Annotated in this window: 13 protein-coding genes and 1 pseudogene; 12 read left to right on the plus strand and 2 right to left on the minus strand. The window is 71.2% G+C overall.

The genetic code is table 11. The annotated features are described in order from the left end of the window. Positions 1-126 precede the first annotated feature (126 nt). Both ABN273_RS44545 and ABN273_RS44550 read left to right on the plus strand, forming a co-directional pair. Entirely contained in the window at positions 127-324 is a 198-nt protein-coding gene (locus ABN273_RS44545) for a ferredoxin (RefSeq protein WP_349455630.1), read from the plus strand. 548 nt (positions 325-872) lie between these two features. Beyond that, positions 873-1,190, plus strand: a complete 318-nt coding sequence (locus ABN273_RS44550) for a hypothetical protein (protein ID WP_349455631.1) — start codon at positions 873-875, stop codon at positions 1,188-1,190. 96 nt (positions 1,191-1,286) lie between these two features. On the opposite strand, the gene ABN273_RS44555 is transcribed toward ABN273_RS44550, so the two are convergent. Beyond that, positions 1,287-2,483, minus strand: a complete 1,197-nt coding sequence (locus ABN273_RS44555; RefSeq protein ID WP_349455632.1) for an ROK family transcriptional regulator — start codon at positions 2,481-2,483, stop codon at positions 1,287-1,289. Positions 2,484-2,656: 173 nt separating this feature from the next. Between ABN273_RS44555 and ABN273_RS44560 the strand changes: the two genes are divergently transcribed. Beyond that, positions 2,657-3,625: a glycoside hydrolase family 5 protein gene (locus ABN273_RS44560; protein ID WP_349455633.1), complete on the plus strand. Its 969-nt coding sequence runs from the start codon at positions 2,657-2,659 to the stop codon at positions 3,623-3,625. Positions 3,626-3,634: 9 nt separating this feature from the next. Beyond that, positions 3,635-4,504, plus strand: coding sequence for an NAD-dependent epimerase/dehydratase family protein (locus ABN273_RS44565; RefSeq protein WP_349455634.1), 870 nt, complete (start codon positions 3,635-3,637; stop codon positions 4,502-4,504). A gap of 491 nt (positions 4,505-4,995) precedes the next feature. Here ABN273_RS44565 and ABN273_RS44570 read toward each other — a convergent pair whose 3' ends face one another. Continuing rightward, complete coding sequence (locus ABN273_RS44570) at positions 4,996-6,105, minus strand: mandelate racemase/muconate lactonizing enzyme family protein (RefSeq protein ID WP_349455635.1); 1,110 nt, start codon at positions 6,103-6,105, stop codon at positions 4,996-4,998. A 170-nt stretch (positions 6,106-6,275) separates the two neighbouring features. Here ABN273_RS44570 and ABN273_RS44575 point away from each other — a divergent pair, with 170 nt between their 5' ends. The 8 genes and pseudogenes from ABN273_RS44575 (at position 6,276) to ABN273_RS44610 (ending at position 15,739) form a co-directional block, all read left to right on the plus strand. Beyond that, positions 6,276-7,829 (plus strand): ABC transporter substrate-binding protein, encoded by a 1,554-nt coding sequence (locus ABN273_RS44575; RefSeq protein ID WP_349455636.1) that lies wholly within the window; start codon positions 6,276-6,278, stop codon positions 7,827-7,829. A 3-nt stretch (positions 7,830-7,832) separates the two neighbouring features. Further along, entirely contained in the window at positions 7,833-8,789 is a 957-nt protein-coding gene (locus tag ABN273_RS44580) for an ABC transporter permease (RefSeq protein WP_349455637.1), read from the plus strand. After that, positions 8,786-9,598, plus strand: coding sequence for an ABC transporter permease (locus tag ABN273_RS44585; RefSeq protein WP_349455638.1), 813 nt, complete (start codon positions 8,786-8,788; stop codon positions 9,596-9,598). The genes ABN273_RS44580 and ABN273_RS44585 overlap by 4 nt, the downstream gene beginning before the upstream one ends. Before the next feature lie 15 nt (positions 9,599-9,613). After that, positions 9,614-11,683 carry a dipeptide ABC transporter ATP-binding protein gene (locus ABN273_RS44590; RefSeq protein ID WP_349455639.1) on the plus strand — a complete coding sequence of 690 codons (2,070 nt, stop codon included), beginning with the start codon at positions 9,614-9,616 and terminating at the stop codon, positions 11,681-11,683. After that, positions 11,680-12,822 (plus strand): mandelate racemase/muconate lactonizing enzyme family protein, encoded by a 1,143-nt coding sequence (locus ABN273_RS44595; RefSeq protein WP_349455640.1) that lies wholly within the window; start codon positions 11,680-11,682, stop codon positions 12,820-12,822. The genes ABN273_RS44590 and ABN273_RS44595 overlap by 4 nt, the downstream gene beginning before the upstream one ends. A 195-nt stretch (positions 12,823-13,017) precedes the next feature. Beyond that, positions 13,018-13,446, plus strand: a pseudogene (locus ABN273_RS44600) (bifunctional 4-hydroxy-2-oxoglutarate aldolase/2-dehydro-3-deoxy-phosphogluconate aldolase); the annotation flags it as partial. A 17-nt stretch (positions 13,447-13,463) separates the two neighbouring features. After that, the gene (locus tag ABN273_RS44605) at positions 13,464-14,885 is read left to right on the plus strand and encodes an aldehyde dehydrogenase family protein (protein WP_349455641.1); all 1,422 of its coding nucleotides are present in this window, start codon (positions 13,464-13,466) and stop codon (positions 14,883-14,885) included. Next, positions 14,882-15,739 (plus strand): SMP-30/gluconolactonase/LRE family protein, encoded by an 858-nt coding sequence (locus ABN273_RS44610; RefSeq protein ID WP_349455642.1) that lies wholly within the window; start codon positions 14,882-14,884, stop codon positions 15,737-15,739. The genes ABN273_RS44605 and ABN273_RS44610 overlap by 4 nt, the downstream gene beginning before the upstream one ends. The last annotated feature ends 236 nt before the right edge of the window (positions 15,740-15,975 follow it).

Raw genomic sequence — 15,975 nt, forward strand, 5'->3', positions numbered from 1 at the left:
TCTTCGACACGCTGTTCCGCCGCATCCCCACCCTGCGGCTCGCCGCACCGGCCGAGGACCTGCCGTTCAAGACCGACGCCGTCATCTACGGCGTTCACGAACTCCCGGTCACCTGGTGAGCAGGACATGATGCGGATCAAAGCGGACACCGGCCTCTGCGTCGGCTCCGGCCAGTGCGTCCTGACCGAGCCGGCCGTCTTCGACCAAGACGACGACGGCATCGTGGCCCTGCTGACCGATCACCCCGACGACCAGAGCGCCGCACAGGCCCGCCACGCCGTCACCCTGTGCCCGTCCCGAGCCCTGTCCATCCTGCAGGAGTAAGCGCAACCCGGGTGGACGACGCCTCCGCGCCAACAGAGGGCAACGGTGGTTCAGACCTTGCCTCCAGCGCATCCAGCACATCCGCGCTGGAGGCAAGGCGAGCCGGGATCTTGGGCAAGGCGACCGCCCCCTCCTCTCTCAGCGAGCTCGGGGCTGGCGGGAGAACGGTGGATGGGACTCGAGGCCGAGCCGGGTGGCGGGTCTGGTCGGGCGGGATGAGGTTGAGGGGCCCGCTGCCGAACCAGGTCGAGAGCACACGACCGCGGCGTTCCGACCGACCGAGGACACGCCGAATTCCTCCAGGGCACAGTTAACTCCGATTGACAGTCACAGTAGGACTGGGTTTAACTTCCATCCACAGAAAAGCTTTCTCGGAGGGGACATCCCCACGATCAGGAAAATCGCCGCCGCCATGACGGTGGCGACCGGTGTCGCGGCACCCGCGGCGGCCGTCTCGCCTGCCGAGGCGGAAACTGCGGCGACTCCCGCCTGCGTCGCTTACCACGCGGTCCGTCGACGTGTACGGCGGTGCCGGCAGCCCCCGTTACGTGGGCGTCTGGACGGCCAACCCGGGAGGAAGCTGGTGCTACACCGCCGGGAAGACGGCCGTGCAGCACCAGGCCGAGTACGCCAAGCGCACCAAGCAAGGCTTCCGGCCGACGCAGGTGGCCGTGGGCCCGGACGGCACGTACACGGCCGTCTGGCGCAAGGACGGCCTGCGTACTTGGTCCCACTTCATCGAGATGTCGAGCTCGGGCTACCAGTGGCGCTTCGACCAGCAGCGTGCCTTGGGTCTCTACCCCTTGCAGGTGAACAGCGAGAGCGGTGGTTACGCGGCCGTCTTTGTCAAAGTCTTGACGCGCTGAAGGACCGTTTGGGCCCCTGCCCCCGGGCGGCGGGGGGCCAACATTAACTTCAAGCCTGAGTTAATGGAGCCGATAGGCTCCGCTCGGCAGAAAAACTCAGCCGATGAGCGCGAACGGGTCGGCGTAGAAGCGCTCGAGCACGCAGGTTGCCGCGGCGATCACGGGCGCGTTGTCGTCGAGGGTGCTCGATTTGATCACGTTTTCCGCGTCAAACTCCCGCCGCATCCACCGCCGCGCCTCTCCGCGGATCTCGTTGATGTGGTCGGGCACCAGCAACGGTGTGCCGAAGACGATGACCTGGTCGGGGGCGAGCAGGTCCATCACGATCACGACGGCCTCCCCGATCGCGCGGGCGCGCTCGCGCAGCAGGTAGTCGGCCAGGGCGCCACCGCCGCGAGCAAGCTCGGCCAGGTCGTAGATCGTCTGGCCCTCGCCGAGCAGCCCCTCGCGCACGGCCCGGCCGACTACGGCGCGATCGCCGGCGACCGACATGAGACAGCCGCCGCGGCCGCACTCGCACGGCATCTGAGAGGGCCGGGAGAGCGGGAGATGGGCGATCTGCCCAGCGCCATCGCCCTGACCGTGGTGCAGCTCGCGGCTGATGACGATGCCGGCGCCGATCACATTGCCGATGAACAGGTGCACGAAGTCCTGTACGGCCCGATCGGCCCCGAACCACATCTCCGCCCTGCACAGAGCGCGCTGGGTCGACTCGACGACGAGGAGGCCGGGGAAGCGGCCGGCCGCCAGTGCCGGGATGTCGACGTCGGTCCAGCCGAGCACGTCCTGGTCTCTTATGCGGCCAGAGGCCCCGTCGACCCGGCCGACAGTGGTGAAGCCGGTGCCGATGATCTGAGCGGTGGTCTTCTGGGCGAGCTCGGCCACGCGATCAGCGGCCTCGGCGACCACGACCGCGGGGGCGAGTTCGCCGTCGTGCGCGATCCGCACGGCGCTGCCGACGAGCCGACCACGCAGGTCCACCAGGCCGATGGTGGTGCGGCGCAGGCCGACGTGGATCCCCACGGTATGGAAGCGTGTGGAGGCCAGGTCGAGCGGCACGCGCGGGCGGCCGGCGTCGCCCGACACCAGTGCAGGCAGCTCCTCCAGCAGCCCCGCCCGGGTCAGCTCGGCCGTGATGCGGGTAGTCGCCCCCGAGCTCAGGCGGAGCCGTTCGGCGAGATCGATGCGCGGAGCGGGCCCCTCCCGGAGCAGGACACGCAGCAGCGCGGCCACGTTGTGCCTACGCACGTCGAACGTCGCCGCGGCACGAGAGGCCGCGCTCGGGCTCCGCATGGCCATCACTCCTCCACGTACCATCAGCAGATTTTCTGCTCCATGGAATTAAACGTTCGGAGACTGAGCCCGTCAACGGGTGAGCCATCCTGCTTCAGATCGTACCAGGGGCTGGTTTTGACGATTAACTTCTGTTAGAAGTTTAATCTCAGCTTCGATCGAGGGAGAAGGAAGTGACCGACGACAGCATGCCATCTCGGCGTTCGATCCTCCTCGGCGGCGCGGCCGCGCTCAGCGCCGCGGGTCTCGGCCTGCTGCCAGCCGCCCCGGCCACAGCGGCCACGCCCCGGTGGCGAAAGGGGCGCTTCCCCGGCGACCCGGGCAAGGACAAGATCGTGTACGGGTCCTCGATGGGCCCGCAGCAGACCGTGCCGGACTTCGAGGCCGGCATCGGCACGACACTGGGCTGCCACCGCAGCTACTTCAAGTACGTCAATGACGAGCAGTGGCGTGACATGCGGCGGGTCGCCATGGATGACATCAAGCACCATCGCATCCCCGTCATCTCGACCAAGCTGCCAGGTCCCTGGCAGGAGGTGGCCGACGGCAAGCACGACGCCTGGCTGCGCAAGGTGGCCTCGGCGCTCGGCAGCGTGCCTGGCCCGGTCTGGTTCTGCCTGCACCACGAGCCGCGCGGCGAGCAGACGCCTGCGGCCTACCGCGCGATGTACAAGCACGCCGCCCCGATCCTGCACCGGTTCCCCAACATCGCCGTGACCCCGATACTCAATGGCTGGATCTGGCAGGGCGGCGACGACGTCGAGGCGTGGCACATCCCCGAGGCCGACCTCATCGGCGTCGACGACTACAACCCCTGGTGGACCTACGACACCTCGGACCCCGACTACCGCCCGTGGAAGACGCCGGAGAAGATCTGGGGCGCGCCTGTCGCCACCTGCCACAAGTGGGGCAAACCCCTATTCGTGGCCGAGTACGGCGTTCGCCACGCCTCCCGGGAGCCGGGCAAGTCCGCCGCCTGGCTGGTCGACGCGTACGAGTACGCGCTGGACCACGGGCTGGTGGCACTGTCGTACTTCAACTCGGGCGTGGAGTCCCCGAACGGCACCTGGGTGCTCGAAGGCGAGCGGCTCGACACCTTCAAGAAGCTCATCCACCGCCCCGAATCCGTTCACATGGTGTGAGGATCGACCATGATCCAGCGGCAGGACGCCGTCGTCGTCACCGGCTCGGCGGGACGGCTCGGCAGGGCGGTCGTCGAGCATCTGGTGGCGGCGGGCGAGGAGGTGGTCGGCGTGGACCGCGTGGCCGCGCCGATGCCCCCCGGCGTGCGCGTATACACCATGCCCATCGCGCATCCCGGCGCGCTCAGGCCGGTCTTCCGGGGCGCCCGGGCGATCATCCACCTCGCCGCCATGCCCAACCCGCGAACCGGCCCAGGGCACACGATCTACACCACCAACACCGCGGCCACGTATGCGGTGCTCGATGCCGCCGCCGCCGAGGGCGTGCCGCGCGTGGTGACGGCGTCGAGCGGATCGGTGCTGGGCATCTCCGGCGGGCCGCGCGAGCTGTCCCCGCTGTACGCGCCGCTCGACGAGGCGCACCCGGTACGCCCGCAGGACGGCTACGCCCTGTCCAAGCAGGCGGACGAGGCTGCCTGCGCGATGTTCCACCGGGCCACCGGGCTGTCGGTGGCGGCGCTGCGCTTCCCCGCCATCGGCACCCCCGAGCTGCTGTGGGAGCGGATCCGCCGGGAGCGGGCCGAGCCGGGTTTCCTGCGCCGGGGCCTGTGGGCCTACGTCGAGGTGCACGACCTGGCCCGGGCCTTCGCCGCCGCGATGGCCGCCGAGGGCATCGGCTGGGAGGTGTTCGCGGTGGCCGCGGCCGACACCCTGAGTGAGGTGCCCACCGAGGAGCTCCTGCGCCGCCACCACCCGGACACCGTCATCCGCCGGCCGCTGCCTGGGCACGCGTCCGTGTGGGACGTCGGCAAGGCGGCCCGCGTGCTCGGCTGGCGGCCGGAGTTCACCTGGCGGGAGTCGGAACGCGCACCGGCGTGACCACGGTCGCCCGGAACGTGGCGCAACGCGTCCCGGTTGAGCGCTCCACAAAGCCGCCACCGGGCTGCACGCCCACCGCCCCCGCCTCCAGTGCCTCGGGCAGGTCGATGCCCGCGTTCCCGGCAAGGCATGGCACGCCGTGCCCGCTGAGCGCGCGGATGTACGCCCCTCACCGGCAGCGGCCCGGCCGCCTCGAGCACCGCGGACAGATGGTCGAGGACCATGGCGCGGGAAGGGCCGCCGAAGTGCGGCGGCAGCACGTTGATCGCGCCCGCGCCCAGGTCGGCGTACCGCCTGACCTGCCGGGTGGCCAGGCGGGTGGCGTGCTCGGCCACGGAGGCGATCAGCAGGTGTCCCGGTGGCACGGTCCCGGCCAGGTCCGCCAAAAGTACTCGGAGACGAAGCAAAGGAGCGGCGGTCCAGCGACCCGTCGGCGCGGAAGGGCGTCGGCAGCACAGGGCTGACGCCCTGGATCACCGGACGGACCACGCTCACGCCGTTTCCGGGAGGAACGCGAGGCCAGGGGTGAGGGCGACGCCGAGTCCCGGGGCAGTGGAAAGGGGCAGGCCCGTTCCCGTCACGGTCTCCTGCGGGGTGACCACGGCGGCGCGGTCCACATCCTCGCCGTACATGAACTCCACCAGCGTGACGTCGGGGTGGATGGTCGACAGATGGGCGCACACGGCGGTGCTGATCGGGCCGCAGGGATTGTGGTACGTCACGTCGACGCCCGTGACCTTCTCCGCCAGGCGCAGCAGCGGCGTCAGGCCGGCGGTGTATTTGGGGTCGAGCAGCAGCACCCTCAGCTGGCCCGTGGACAGGGCGGCGGCCAGCTGCTCCGCGGTGTGGAGCGTCTCGCCGCCGGCGATGGGCGCCCTGGCGCGGGCAGCCAGCCAGCGCACGGCCTCGGGGTCGGTGACGTCCACAGCGTCCTCCAGCCACGCGACACCGAGGTCGTCCAGCCGCGGCACGGCCGCGGCGAGCTCGTCCTTGGAGAGCTTGTGATGCACGTCGATCATCAGCTCGGCGTCCTGGCCGATGGCCTCGCGTACGGCCTGGGCGATCGCGAGCCCGGTGTCGACGATGGATGCACCGGGCAGCGGCGGCCCGTCGAACGGCGCGACCTTGATCTTGCCGTGGCCGTCGGCGACCGCGGCGGCGGCCTTGGCGGCGAAGTCCTGTGGCTGGCGTCTGCCGCCGCTGCGGTTGATGTTGGCGTAGACCGGGACGCTCTCGCGCCGCTCGCCTCCCATCCACTGCCACAGCGGCACGCCCTCCGCCTGCGCGGCGAGGTCGGCCAGTGCCATGTCGAGGCCGCCGATCATGGTACGCCACAGGAAGCGCGTACGCGGGTCGCCGTGTGCCGCGCACTCGCGACGCAGCCGTTCGCAGAGGTCCTGCCCCCCGGCCTGCACGTCGGTCCCGCGCACGCGGGGCGCCAGCTCCGCGACCGTCTCCGGGACCCGCTCCGGCCACCCGCTGTCGGAGCACTCGCCGGTCCCCACCAGGCCGTCCTCGGTCTCGACCTCGAGGAACATCCATGTCGATCTCTGTGTGGCGCGGAAACGGCGCAGGCGGAGGTCGGTGATGCGCATGCTCATGCGGGCCCTTCCTTCATATAAGTTGCGTTCGGAAGATAATAGGCGGACCCTTGGGCGTCAACGCGCCGCGCAGACTTGACCTTCTGGCGCCAAATGTCTTGACGGCGCCCTTACTGCAATATTAACTTCAGACAGGAATTAATCCTGCGGGGCGACGGAGGTATTCCACCATGATCAACCCGCCCGCTCGAAGAGACGTCCTGCGCTGGGGAGCCACGAGCCTGGCCCTGCTGGGCCCGGGCGCCGCCGGCTGCACCTCCGCCGTCGAACGGGAGGCCAGGAACAAGAGTGCGGCGGGGACGCGCGGCGGCCGGCTCGTCATCGCGCAGGGTACCGACATCGTCCCCAAGACCGTGGTCAACCAGTCCGCGCAGAACGCCACCTGGCGCAGGCAGGTCTTCAACAGTCTGGTCCGCCTCGACAGGAAGACGCGCGAAGTGCTCCCCGAGCTGGCGACCGCCTGGGAGATGAGTGAAGGCGGCCGCGTCACCACCCTGACCGTCCGCGAGGGCGTCACCTGGCACTCCGGTCGGCCGTTCACCGCTGACGACGTGCGGTTCTCGGTGGAGTTCCAGCGCGACATGCAACCGCCGTTCGCCTTCGCCTGGCTGCTCGAGCAGCTCTCCGAAGTCAAGGTGATGGACACCGGGACCGTGCGGCTGGCCTTCGACGAACCGGTCAGCAACCTCTTCGACGCGCTGTCTCTGATGATCATCCTGGACCGGGAGTCGGCCCGGGAACTCATCACCGGCGCCAAGGTGATCGGCACCGGGCCGTTCACCTTCGCCGAATACCGGCAGGGCACCAGCCTGCGGCTCGACCGCTACGCCACGTACTGGGAGTCCGGCAGGCCCGGCCTCGACAACGTCCTGATCAGGGTGATCACCAAGCCGGAAGCCCGCATGTCCGCGCTGCGCTCGGGCCAGGTGCACCTGGCCACCGGGGTCGGCCCCATGGAGCTCAGGCAGGTCGAGTCCGACCAGAAGTTCGCCATCACCCCGTACGACACCTACAGCTCCGGCGTCTACCTCGGCTGCAACGTCAACGCGGGCCCGCTGAAGGACAAGCGAGTACGCCAGGCCATCCACTACGCGCTGGACCGGCGCCGGATCGCCGCGGAAATCTACCGCGGCAAGGCCCAGCCGAACGCCACCCCGTGGTCGGCCGGCAGCCCGGCGCACAACCAGGCACTCGCCGACCACTACGCCCGCGACCTGCCCAGGGCGGTGAGCATGCTGAAGGAGGCCGGAGCCGACGGCGCCGAGCTGATCCTGGAGTCGGCCCAGCCGGTGAGCAAGTCCGCGGAGATCGTCGAGTTCAACCTGCGCGAGGCCGGGCTCCAGCCGCGGCTGCGCGTGCTCAACACCACCCAGCAGCAGGAGCGCATCGAGAGCCGCACCTTCGAGGGCATGTGGATGGGCCAGCACGGGTACAACAACCTCTCCCCCACCAACCTCCTCTACAGCGCCATGCCCTACCGGACCACGCAGAACCTGTTCAACTTCGACTCGGAGCGGTACGAGAAGCTCGCCCAGGCCGCCCGCCGCGCCACGGGCGAGGCGGAGCAGCGCACGGCCTACGACGCCGTAACCGAGTTCATCCTGAACGAGGCGTTCTGCTGTGACCTCGTCCACGCGACCAGCACCGCCGTCACCAGCGGCGTCTCCGGCTGGGACTACACCGTCTGGGACGACGTCCTGCTGGGGAACTCGACGGTGGTCTGACGCGTGCTGTCCTACCTCGCCCGCCGTGTCCCGACCGCGGCGCTCACCGTCCTTTTGACCTCGGTCGTGGTCTTCCTGCTGATCGGCCTGCTGCCCGGCAGCCCCGCCTCGGTCATCCTCGGCGACCAGGCCGACCCGGCCGCCGTGGCCGCCCTGGAGGAGCGCATGGGCCTGGACAGGCCGATGCTGCAGCAGTACGCCGACTGGGCCCGCGGCCTGGTCACCGGCGACCTCGGCAGCTCCTACATCTCCGGCGCGCCGATCGCCGACACCCTCGGCGCGGCAGCGGGCGCGACCGTGGAGCTGGCGTTGGCCAGCCTGGTCGTCACCGTCCTCACCGGCGCGGGCTTCGGCATCGCAGGGGCCATGGCCCGGCGGCGAGTGCCCCAGACGATCATCCGCGGTGCCGGTGCCCTGATCTTCGGCGTGCCGGAGTACGTGCTGGGCATCCTGCTGATCCTGCTCTTCGCGATCAGCGTGCGGCTGCTGCCCGCCGGCGGCCGCGAGCCGCTGCTGACCGACCCCGAGATCGGCATCCAGTACCTGGCCATGCCCGCCATCGCGCTGGGGCTGCACTCCGGGGTGGTCGTGGGCAGGTTCCTGGAGACCGAGTTGCGCAGGCAGTTGGCGGAGGAGTACCTCGACACCGCGCACGCCAAGGGCGTCTCCGCCCGGCGGGTGCTCTGGCGGCACGCCTTACCCAACGCCCTGCCGCCGGTCGTCACGGTGCTGGGCATGCGCGTCGGCCACCTGCTCGGCGGCGCCGTGGTCATCGAGGCGGTGTTCGCCTGGCCCGGGCTCGGCCAGGTGCTGGCGAACGCGGTCGTCAACCATGACTATTTGATCATCCAGGACCTGGTCGTCTACTTCGTCGTCGTCTTCATCGCCGTGCAGGTGGCGGGTGACCTCATCCACGCGGCTCTCGACCCGCGCGTCAGGCTGGAAGGTGAGGCGTCATGAGAACGCCCCGGGTGCTGCGTGCCCCAGGAGGCGCGGCGGGCGCGGCGATCGTTCTGGTGCTGGTCGCGGCCGGCCTGCTCGCGCCGTGGCTCAGCCCGTACGCGCCGGACTTCCAGCAGGCGGGCGCGGTGCTCAAGGGTCCGTCGGCGGGCCATTGGTTCGGCACCGACGACCTGGGCAGGGACGTGCTGTCCCGGCTGCTGTACGGCATCAGGCAGGACGTGGTCATCATCGTCCTGACCGTGCCGCTCAGCAAGGCCATCGGCATCGCTTTCGGGCTGCTCGCGACCACGCACCGCGCCGCCGACGTCCTCATCCAGCGCCTGCTCGACGTGAAGCTGGCCGTCCCGACGGTGATCATGGGAGCGGCGTTGGCGGCGTTCCTCGGCCCGGGGTTCTCCACGGTGCTGATCGTCATCGTGATCAGCGGCATCCCCGTCACCGCCCGGTTGACCAGGACGGCGGTGCTCACCGAGCGCGAGCGGGAGTACGTCACCGGAGCCCGCGTCGTGGGCGCCTCCCGCACCGCGATCCTGGTGCGGCACATCCTGCCGAACGCGGTCGACGCGCTCGTGGTGAACTTCGTGATGTCCGCGGCCGGCGCCGTGTTCCTGGAGGGAGCGCTCAGCCTGCTGGGCTTCGGCATCCAGCCGCCCGCCCCGTCGCTCGGCGGAATGATCGAGAAGGGGCTTCCCTACCTGGCAGAGCAGCAATGGGGCGTTCTGGCGCCCATCGCCGTGCTCACCGGGCTGGTCATCGCACTCAACCTGCTCGGCGACGCACTCAACGCGGCCCTGCGCCGCGGATGACCCCCTGGAGAATCCGTGAACGACAGCCAAGACCCCATGCTCCAGGTGCGCGACCTGTGGGTCGACTTCCCAGGCCGGCAGGGCCGCGTGCAGGCCGTGCGCGGGGTGAGCTTGGATGTCCATCCCGGCGAGTCGCTCGCCATTGTCGGCGAGTCGGGCTCCGGCAAGTCCGTGACGGCCCGCAGCATGCTGCGGCTCGTACGCGATCCGGGCCGGATCGCCTCCGGCTCCATCCGTTACCGGGGACGCGAGATCCTCGACATGTCCAGGGCCGAGCTCGCCCGGCTGCGCGGCGGCGAGATCGGCATGGTCTTCCAGGACCCCCTGTCCTCGCTCAACCCTGTCATGACCATCGGCGAACAGGTCGCCGAGGCCGTACGGACACACGGCCACGACCGCCGCCGCGCCCGGGCCAGGGCCGCGGAGCTGCTGGAGCTCGTGGGCGTGCCCGACCCCGCGCGGCGGCTGGGCGACTATCCGCACCAGTTCTCCGGAGGCATGCGCCAGCGCGTCATGATCGCCATCGCGCTGGCGGGCGACCCGTCGCTCATCATCGCCGACGAACCCACCACCGCCTTGGACGTCACGGTGCAGGCACAGATCCTGGAGGTGTTCGCGCGGCTGAACAAGGAGCTGGGCACCGCGGTCACCGTCATCACCCACAACCTCGGCCTGGTGGCGCGGCTGTGTGACCGGGCCCTGGTCATGTACGCGGGCCAGATCGTCGAGGAGGCCCCCGTGGCCGCGCTGCACGACGCGCCGCGGCATCCGTACGCGTGGAGCCTGCTCAAGTCGGTGCCCCGCCTCACCGGCGGCGCGAACCGGCTGGAAGCAATCCCGGGCCGGCCACCTGACCCGCGCCGCCCGCCCGATGGCTGCGCGTTCGCGCCGCGCTGCGCGTTCGCCGAGGATCGCTGCCACGCGGCAGCGCCACCACTGACCGCGCGGGATCCCGGCCACCGGGCCGCCTGCTGGGTCACCGACGACGGGCTGCTCCTCTCCGTTGCCGGCCGCTCGCATGCGCGAGCCGAGCCGAGCTCCGCACCCTCACCCCAGCACGGCGAACCCGATCCTGAGCACGGCCCTCGCAAGCCCGTCGCCGATGTTCTCGTGCTACGCGACGTGCACAAGAGCTACCCCCTGCGGGGGCGCGGGCTCGGCCGGCGCGCCGACGGCAAGGTCCGGGCCGTACGCGGCGTGAGCTTGCGGCTGGCCGCCGGCGAGACGCTCGGGCTGGTCGGCGAGTCGGGCTGCGGCAAGTCCACGCTCACCCGCATCCTCCTGGGCCTGGAGAAACCCGATTCGGGGTCCGTGCTCGTGCGGGACCGCGACCTGACGGCCGGCGACGGCCGCAGGCTGATGGGACTGCGGCGGCAGGTGCAGCTCGTCCTGCAGGACCCGTACGCCTCGCTCAACCCCCGGCACACCGTCGGCCGCCTGGTGGCCGAGCCGCTGCGCATCCATGGGCTGGCGGAGCCGGGCCAGATCGAGCGCAAGGTGGTCGAACTGCTGGAGCTGGTCGGGCTTGACCCGGCCATGACGGCCCGGCTGCCGCGCGACTTCTCCGGCGGTCAGCGCCAGCGCATCGCCCTGGCCAGGGCCCTGGCCGTGGACCCGTCGGTGCTGGTGCTGGACGAGCCCGTATCCGCGCTGGACGTCTCGCTCCAGGCACAGATCGTCAACCTGCTGCTCGACCTGAAGGACCGGCTCGGCATCGCATACCTGCTGGTCGCCCACGACATAGCCGTGGTCAGGCACATGAGCGACCGCATCGCCGTGATGTACCTGGGTCAGATCATGGAGGAAGGCCCTGCCGACGAGGTCTGTGCCAAGCCGCTGCACCCGTACACGGCCGCACTGCTGTCGGCGGTGCCCGAGCCCGATCCCGCGCTCGAACGCCGGCGGAGCCGGGTGGCGATGTCCGGGGAGGTGCCCAGCCCGCTGGCGCCGCCCTCAGGCTGTCCCTTCCACACGCGATGCGCCCTGGGGGTGGGGCGGGAGATCTGCCGCACGGAGCGGCCGGTCGCGCACGAGGTCGCACCGGGCCGCTGGTCGGCCTGCCACTTCAGCGAGGAGACGGCATGAAGATCACCGACATTCGTGCGGCACCTGTCCGGGGTGGGCGGCGCACCTATCTGTTCGTACTCGTCGACACCGACGAGGGCGTGCTCGGCATCGGCGAGTCGGGGCTCGCCAGTCGCGGGGCGGCGGTGTGCGGGGCGCTCGAGCACCTGCGGCCGCTGCTGATCGGCCAGGACCCGCTGCGCACGGAGCAGCTGTGGCAGGTGATGTCGCGTGGCGGATTCTTCCCCGCCGACCGGGTGCTGGCCTCGGCTATCGCCGCCGTGGACATCGCGCTGTGGGACATCAAGGGCAAGGCGCTGGGCGTGCCCGTACACGTCCTGCTGGGCGGGCGGGTCCGCGACCGCGTCCCGTGTTACGCGCACGTACGGGCGGACGGAAGCGATCCGACCGGGATCGCGCGGGCCTGCGCGGAGCTGCGCGGGGCGGGGTGGCGGGCGCTGCGGCTGGCACTGCCCGCGCCCGGGGAGGCGTTCGAGCCGCGCGCGGCGGTACGCGCGGGCGTCGAGTGTTTCGCGGCGGCCAGGGAGGCGGTCGGCGAGGACGTGGACCTGGTTCTCGACGTGCACACCCGTCTCGACCCGCCCGAGGCGGTGCAGCTCTGCCGCGAGCTGGAACCTCTGCGCCCGCTGTTCGTGGAGGACCCGCTGCGGTGCGAGAACCTCGGCGCCTACCGCAGGCTGCGCGAGCGCACGGCCGTGCCGCTGGCGGCCGGCGAGCAGCTGGCGTCGAAGTGGGAGTTCCGGCCGCTGATCGAGGAGGAGCTGGTCGACTACGCCCGGATCGACCTGTGCATCGCGGGCGGGCTCACCGAAGCCGCGAAGATCGCAGGCTGGTGCGAGACGCACCACATCCGCGTGGCCGTGCACAACCCCCTCGGCCCGGTGGCCACCGCCGCGGCGCTCCACTTCAACCTGGCGTGCACCGCGTTCGGCGTCCAGGAGCAGCCCTACATTCCCCGCGGCCTGCTGGCCGAGGTGTTCACCACGGCACCGGAGTGGCGCGACGGGAGTCTGCTGCCGCTGGCGGGGCCGGGCCTCGGCCTGCAGGTCGACCTCGACGCGCTGGCGGCCGCCCATACGTCTGTCTGGAACGAGCCGCCGCGCCTGTTCCGCGGCGACGGTTCCTTCACGAACTGGTGAGAGGCATGGACTTTCCTGAACTCTTGGTCATCTACCGTGGCCTGGCCCCCTGCGACGTCCTCGCGGCCAGCGACGCGCTCCACGCCGCGGGGGTGACGGCCTTCGAGACGACCATGGACAGCCCCGGCGCGCTCGACTCGATCGCCGGGCTGTCGCGACGCCTCGGCGGCGGCGCGCTGGTCGGGGCCGGGCAGCGTACGAACGATCGGCCACGTCAGGGCGGCCGCGGACGCCGGCGCGTCGTTCCTGCTCTCGCCTCACTTGGACGAGGACCTGGTCGCGGCGACGAAGGCGGCCGGGCTGGTCTCGATCCCCGGAGCGTTCACGCCGACCGAGGTCGTCCGGGCACACGCCGCCGGCGCGGACCTCGTCAAGATCTTCCCCATCGCACCCGCCGGCGCCGCGTACGTCGAGCAACTGCGCCAGCCGCTTCCCGACGTGCCGCTGCTGGCCACCGGCGGGGTCACCGCCGAGCTCGGCAGGCAGTGCCTTGTGGCCGGCTGCGCGACGGTGGGCGTCGGTGCCGGGCTGATCGACGCGGACGCCGTCAGGGACAGGGACTGGAACCGGCTGGCGGGCGGCGCGCGCCGCTACCTGGCCGCGCTGCGCGACAAGGACGAATGACGGAGAAGGGACCGATCATGCAAGACGACATCTCCGGGGTACGCCTGAGCGGCCGCCCCCATGCCGGTGACGGGCCGCGTTACGAGGTGGTCGAGCCCGCGACCGGGCGGCCGATCGGGCACATCGCCGCGGGCACCGGCCGCGACGCCGCACGCGCCGTGGACGTCGCCGCCGCCGCGCTTGAGGAATGGCGCGCCACACCGGCCCCGCGACGGGGCGCCGTGTTACGCGCGATCGCCGGGCGGCTGCGCGCCGCCAGCGGCCTGGCCGAGACCGTCGCCCGCGAGACCGGCAAGTGCCGCCGTGAGGCGAGCGCCGAACTCGCCCTGGCCGCGGACTACTTCGACTGGTACGCGGGCCTCGCGCACACCCTCACCGACCAAGTGCTCTCGGTACGCCCCGGCCTGCGGCACCACGTGCGCACCGGACCGATCGGCGTGGCCGCCGTGCTGACGCCGTGGAACTTCCCCGTCTCCATTCCGGCCCGCAAGATCGCGCCCGCTCTGGCCGCCGGTTGCGCCGTGGTCTTCAAGCCGTCCGAGCTGTCGCTCCTGTCCAGCCTCGCCTTCGCCGAGCTCTGCGAGTCCGAGCTCCCCGAGGGCCTGCTGAACACGGTGGCCGGGGACGGTCCGGAGATCACCGGCGCCTGGCTGGACGATCGGCGCGTGTGCCTACTGCACTTCACCGGCTCCACCGCCGTCGGACGGAGCATCGCACGGGCGGCCGGGGCGGCCCTCACACCCGTGGTGATGGAGCTGGGCGGGCGCGCGCCGTTCATCGTGCTGCCCGATGCCGACCTCGACGAGGCGGCGGACACGCTGATGGTGGCGAAGTTCCGCAACAACGGGGCCTCGTGCATCGCCGCCAACAACGTCTGGGTCCACGAGGAGGTACGCGCCGACTTCCTCGACCGCCTCGCCGGGCGGATCTCGGCCCTGGTTCCCGGCGACCCGCTGGACGAGCGCACGACGCTCGGCCCCGTACGCACCCGCGAGATGGCCGCGCGTCTGGAAGGTCTCATCGCCGCGCTGGACTCGGCAGGCGCGCGGGTGCACCGGGGCCGGCGGGTGGAGGCGAGCGGCTGGTACGTGCCACCGGCGCTGGTCGTCGATCCGGCGGCGGACCGGCCGGAATGGCGCGAGGAGGTCTTCGGCCCCGTCGCGCTGGTCCGATCCTTCACCGACTTGAAGGAGCCGATCGCCGACCTCTCGGCCACCGCGCACGGCCTGGCCGGGTACATCTGCACCGGCGACACCGCCGCGGGCGCGGAGCTGCTCGCAGGGCTCGATGTGAGCATCGCGGGTGTCAACGTGGCCACCCCCGCCACGCCGGAGATCCCCTTCGGCGGCCGCGGCGACAGCGGCATCGGCTACGAGGGCGGGCTGCCCGGCCTGCTGCCGTTTCTCGCCCATCAGAGCATCGCGGTGCCCCGCCCATGACCGCCGAGCTGGTGCTCGACGCGCACGCGACGGTCGCGGAGAGCCCCGTTTGGGACCCAGGAAGGCAGGGGCTGTGGTGGGTGGACATCCCAGCGGGGCGGGTGCACCGCTTCTCCCCCGCCACCGGCGAGGACGTGAGCTTCGCCGCGGGCGAGCCGACCGGCGCCGTGGCCACCCGCCGCGACGGCGGTCTGCTGCTGGCGACGGCGACGGGGATCATCGGCTGCGCCGCGGACGGCTCGGGACGTACGGTCCTGCACGGGGTGGACACCGACCCGCCGGGCGGGCGCTGCAATGACGGCAAGGCCGACCCGTGGGGACGCTTCTGGGCCGGGACCCTGCTCCCCGGTGCCCAAGGCGCGGGCGCGCTTTACCGCCTCGACCCCGACAGCACGCTCCACACCATGGTGACCGGCGTCTCGGTCTCCAACGGCCTCGGCTGGAGCCCCGACGGGCGCACGTTCTACTACGCGGACTCACCGACGGGCGGCGTGGACGCCTTCGACCACGACCCGCAGACGGGCGTGCTCGGCAACCGGCGCCGCCTGATCGACGTCGACCGCGGCCGCCCCGACGGGCTGACCATCGACGCCGAGGGATTCCTGTGGGTAGCGCTGTGGGAGGGATGGGCCGTGCAGCGGTTCTCGCCGGAGGGCCGGCTCGTCAGAACCGTCGAGATCCCCGTGCGCAAGGTGACGAGCTGTGCCTTCGGCGGCCCCGGCCTCGACACCCTCTACGTGACCACCGCCCGCGTGGGCCTGTCCGAGGCGGAGCTGCGCGAGCAGCCGCACGCCGGAGGAATCTTCGCGGTGACGACCGGAGCGCGGGGACAACGCCCAGCGGTGTACGGCTGATCGACCGGCTCGAATCCCGTCATGACGATCGCGCGCCAGCGATCAGGGCGTCGATGCCGTCGTCTTGGTGCCCACGAGGCGGACCAGGCTCGTCTCGCCACAGATTGAAGATGTGAAGCGGAGATACCAATGAATGGGAAAGCGACAGATCGCTTGCGGACGACGAGCTGGAGAGATCGGGACACTGGCACGGATTTATCTCCTGAGAGCATTGCCGCCGGCGAATGCGATCTCTC

It is taken from the genome of Nonomuraea sp. B19D2 (assembly GCF_040137845.1).
Taxonomy (GTDB): domain Bacteria; phylum Actinomycetota; class Actinomycetes; order Streptosporangiales; family Streptosporangiaceae; genus Nonomuraea.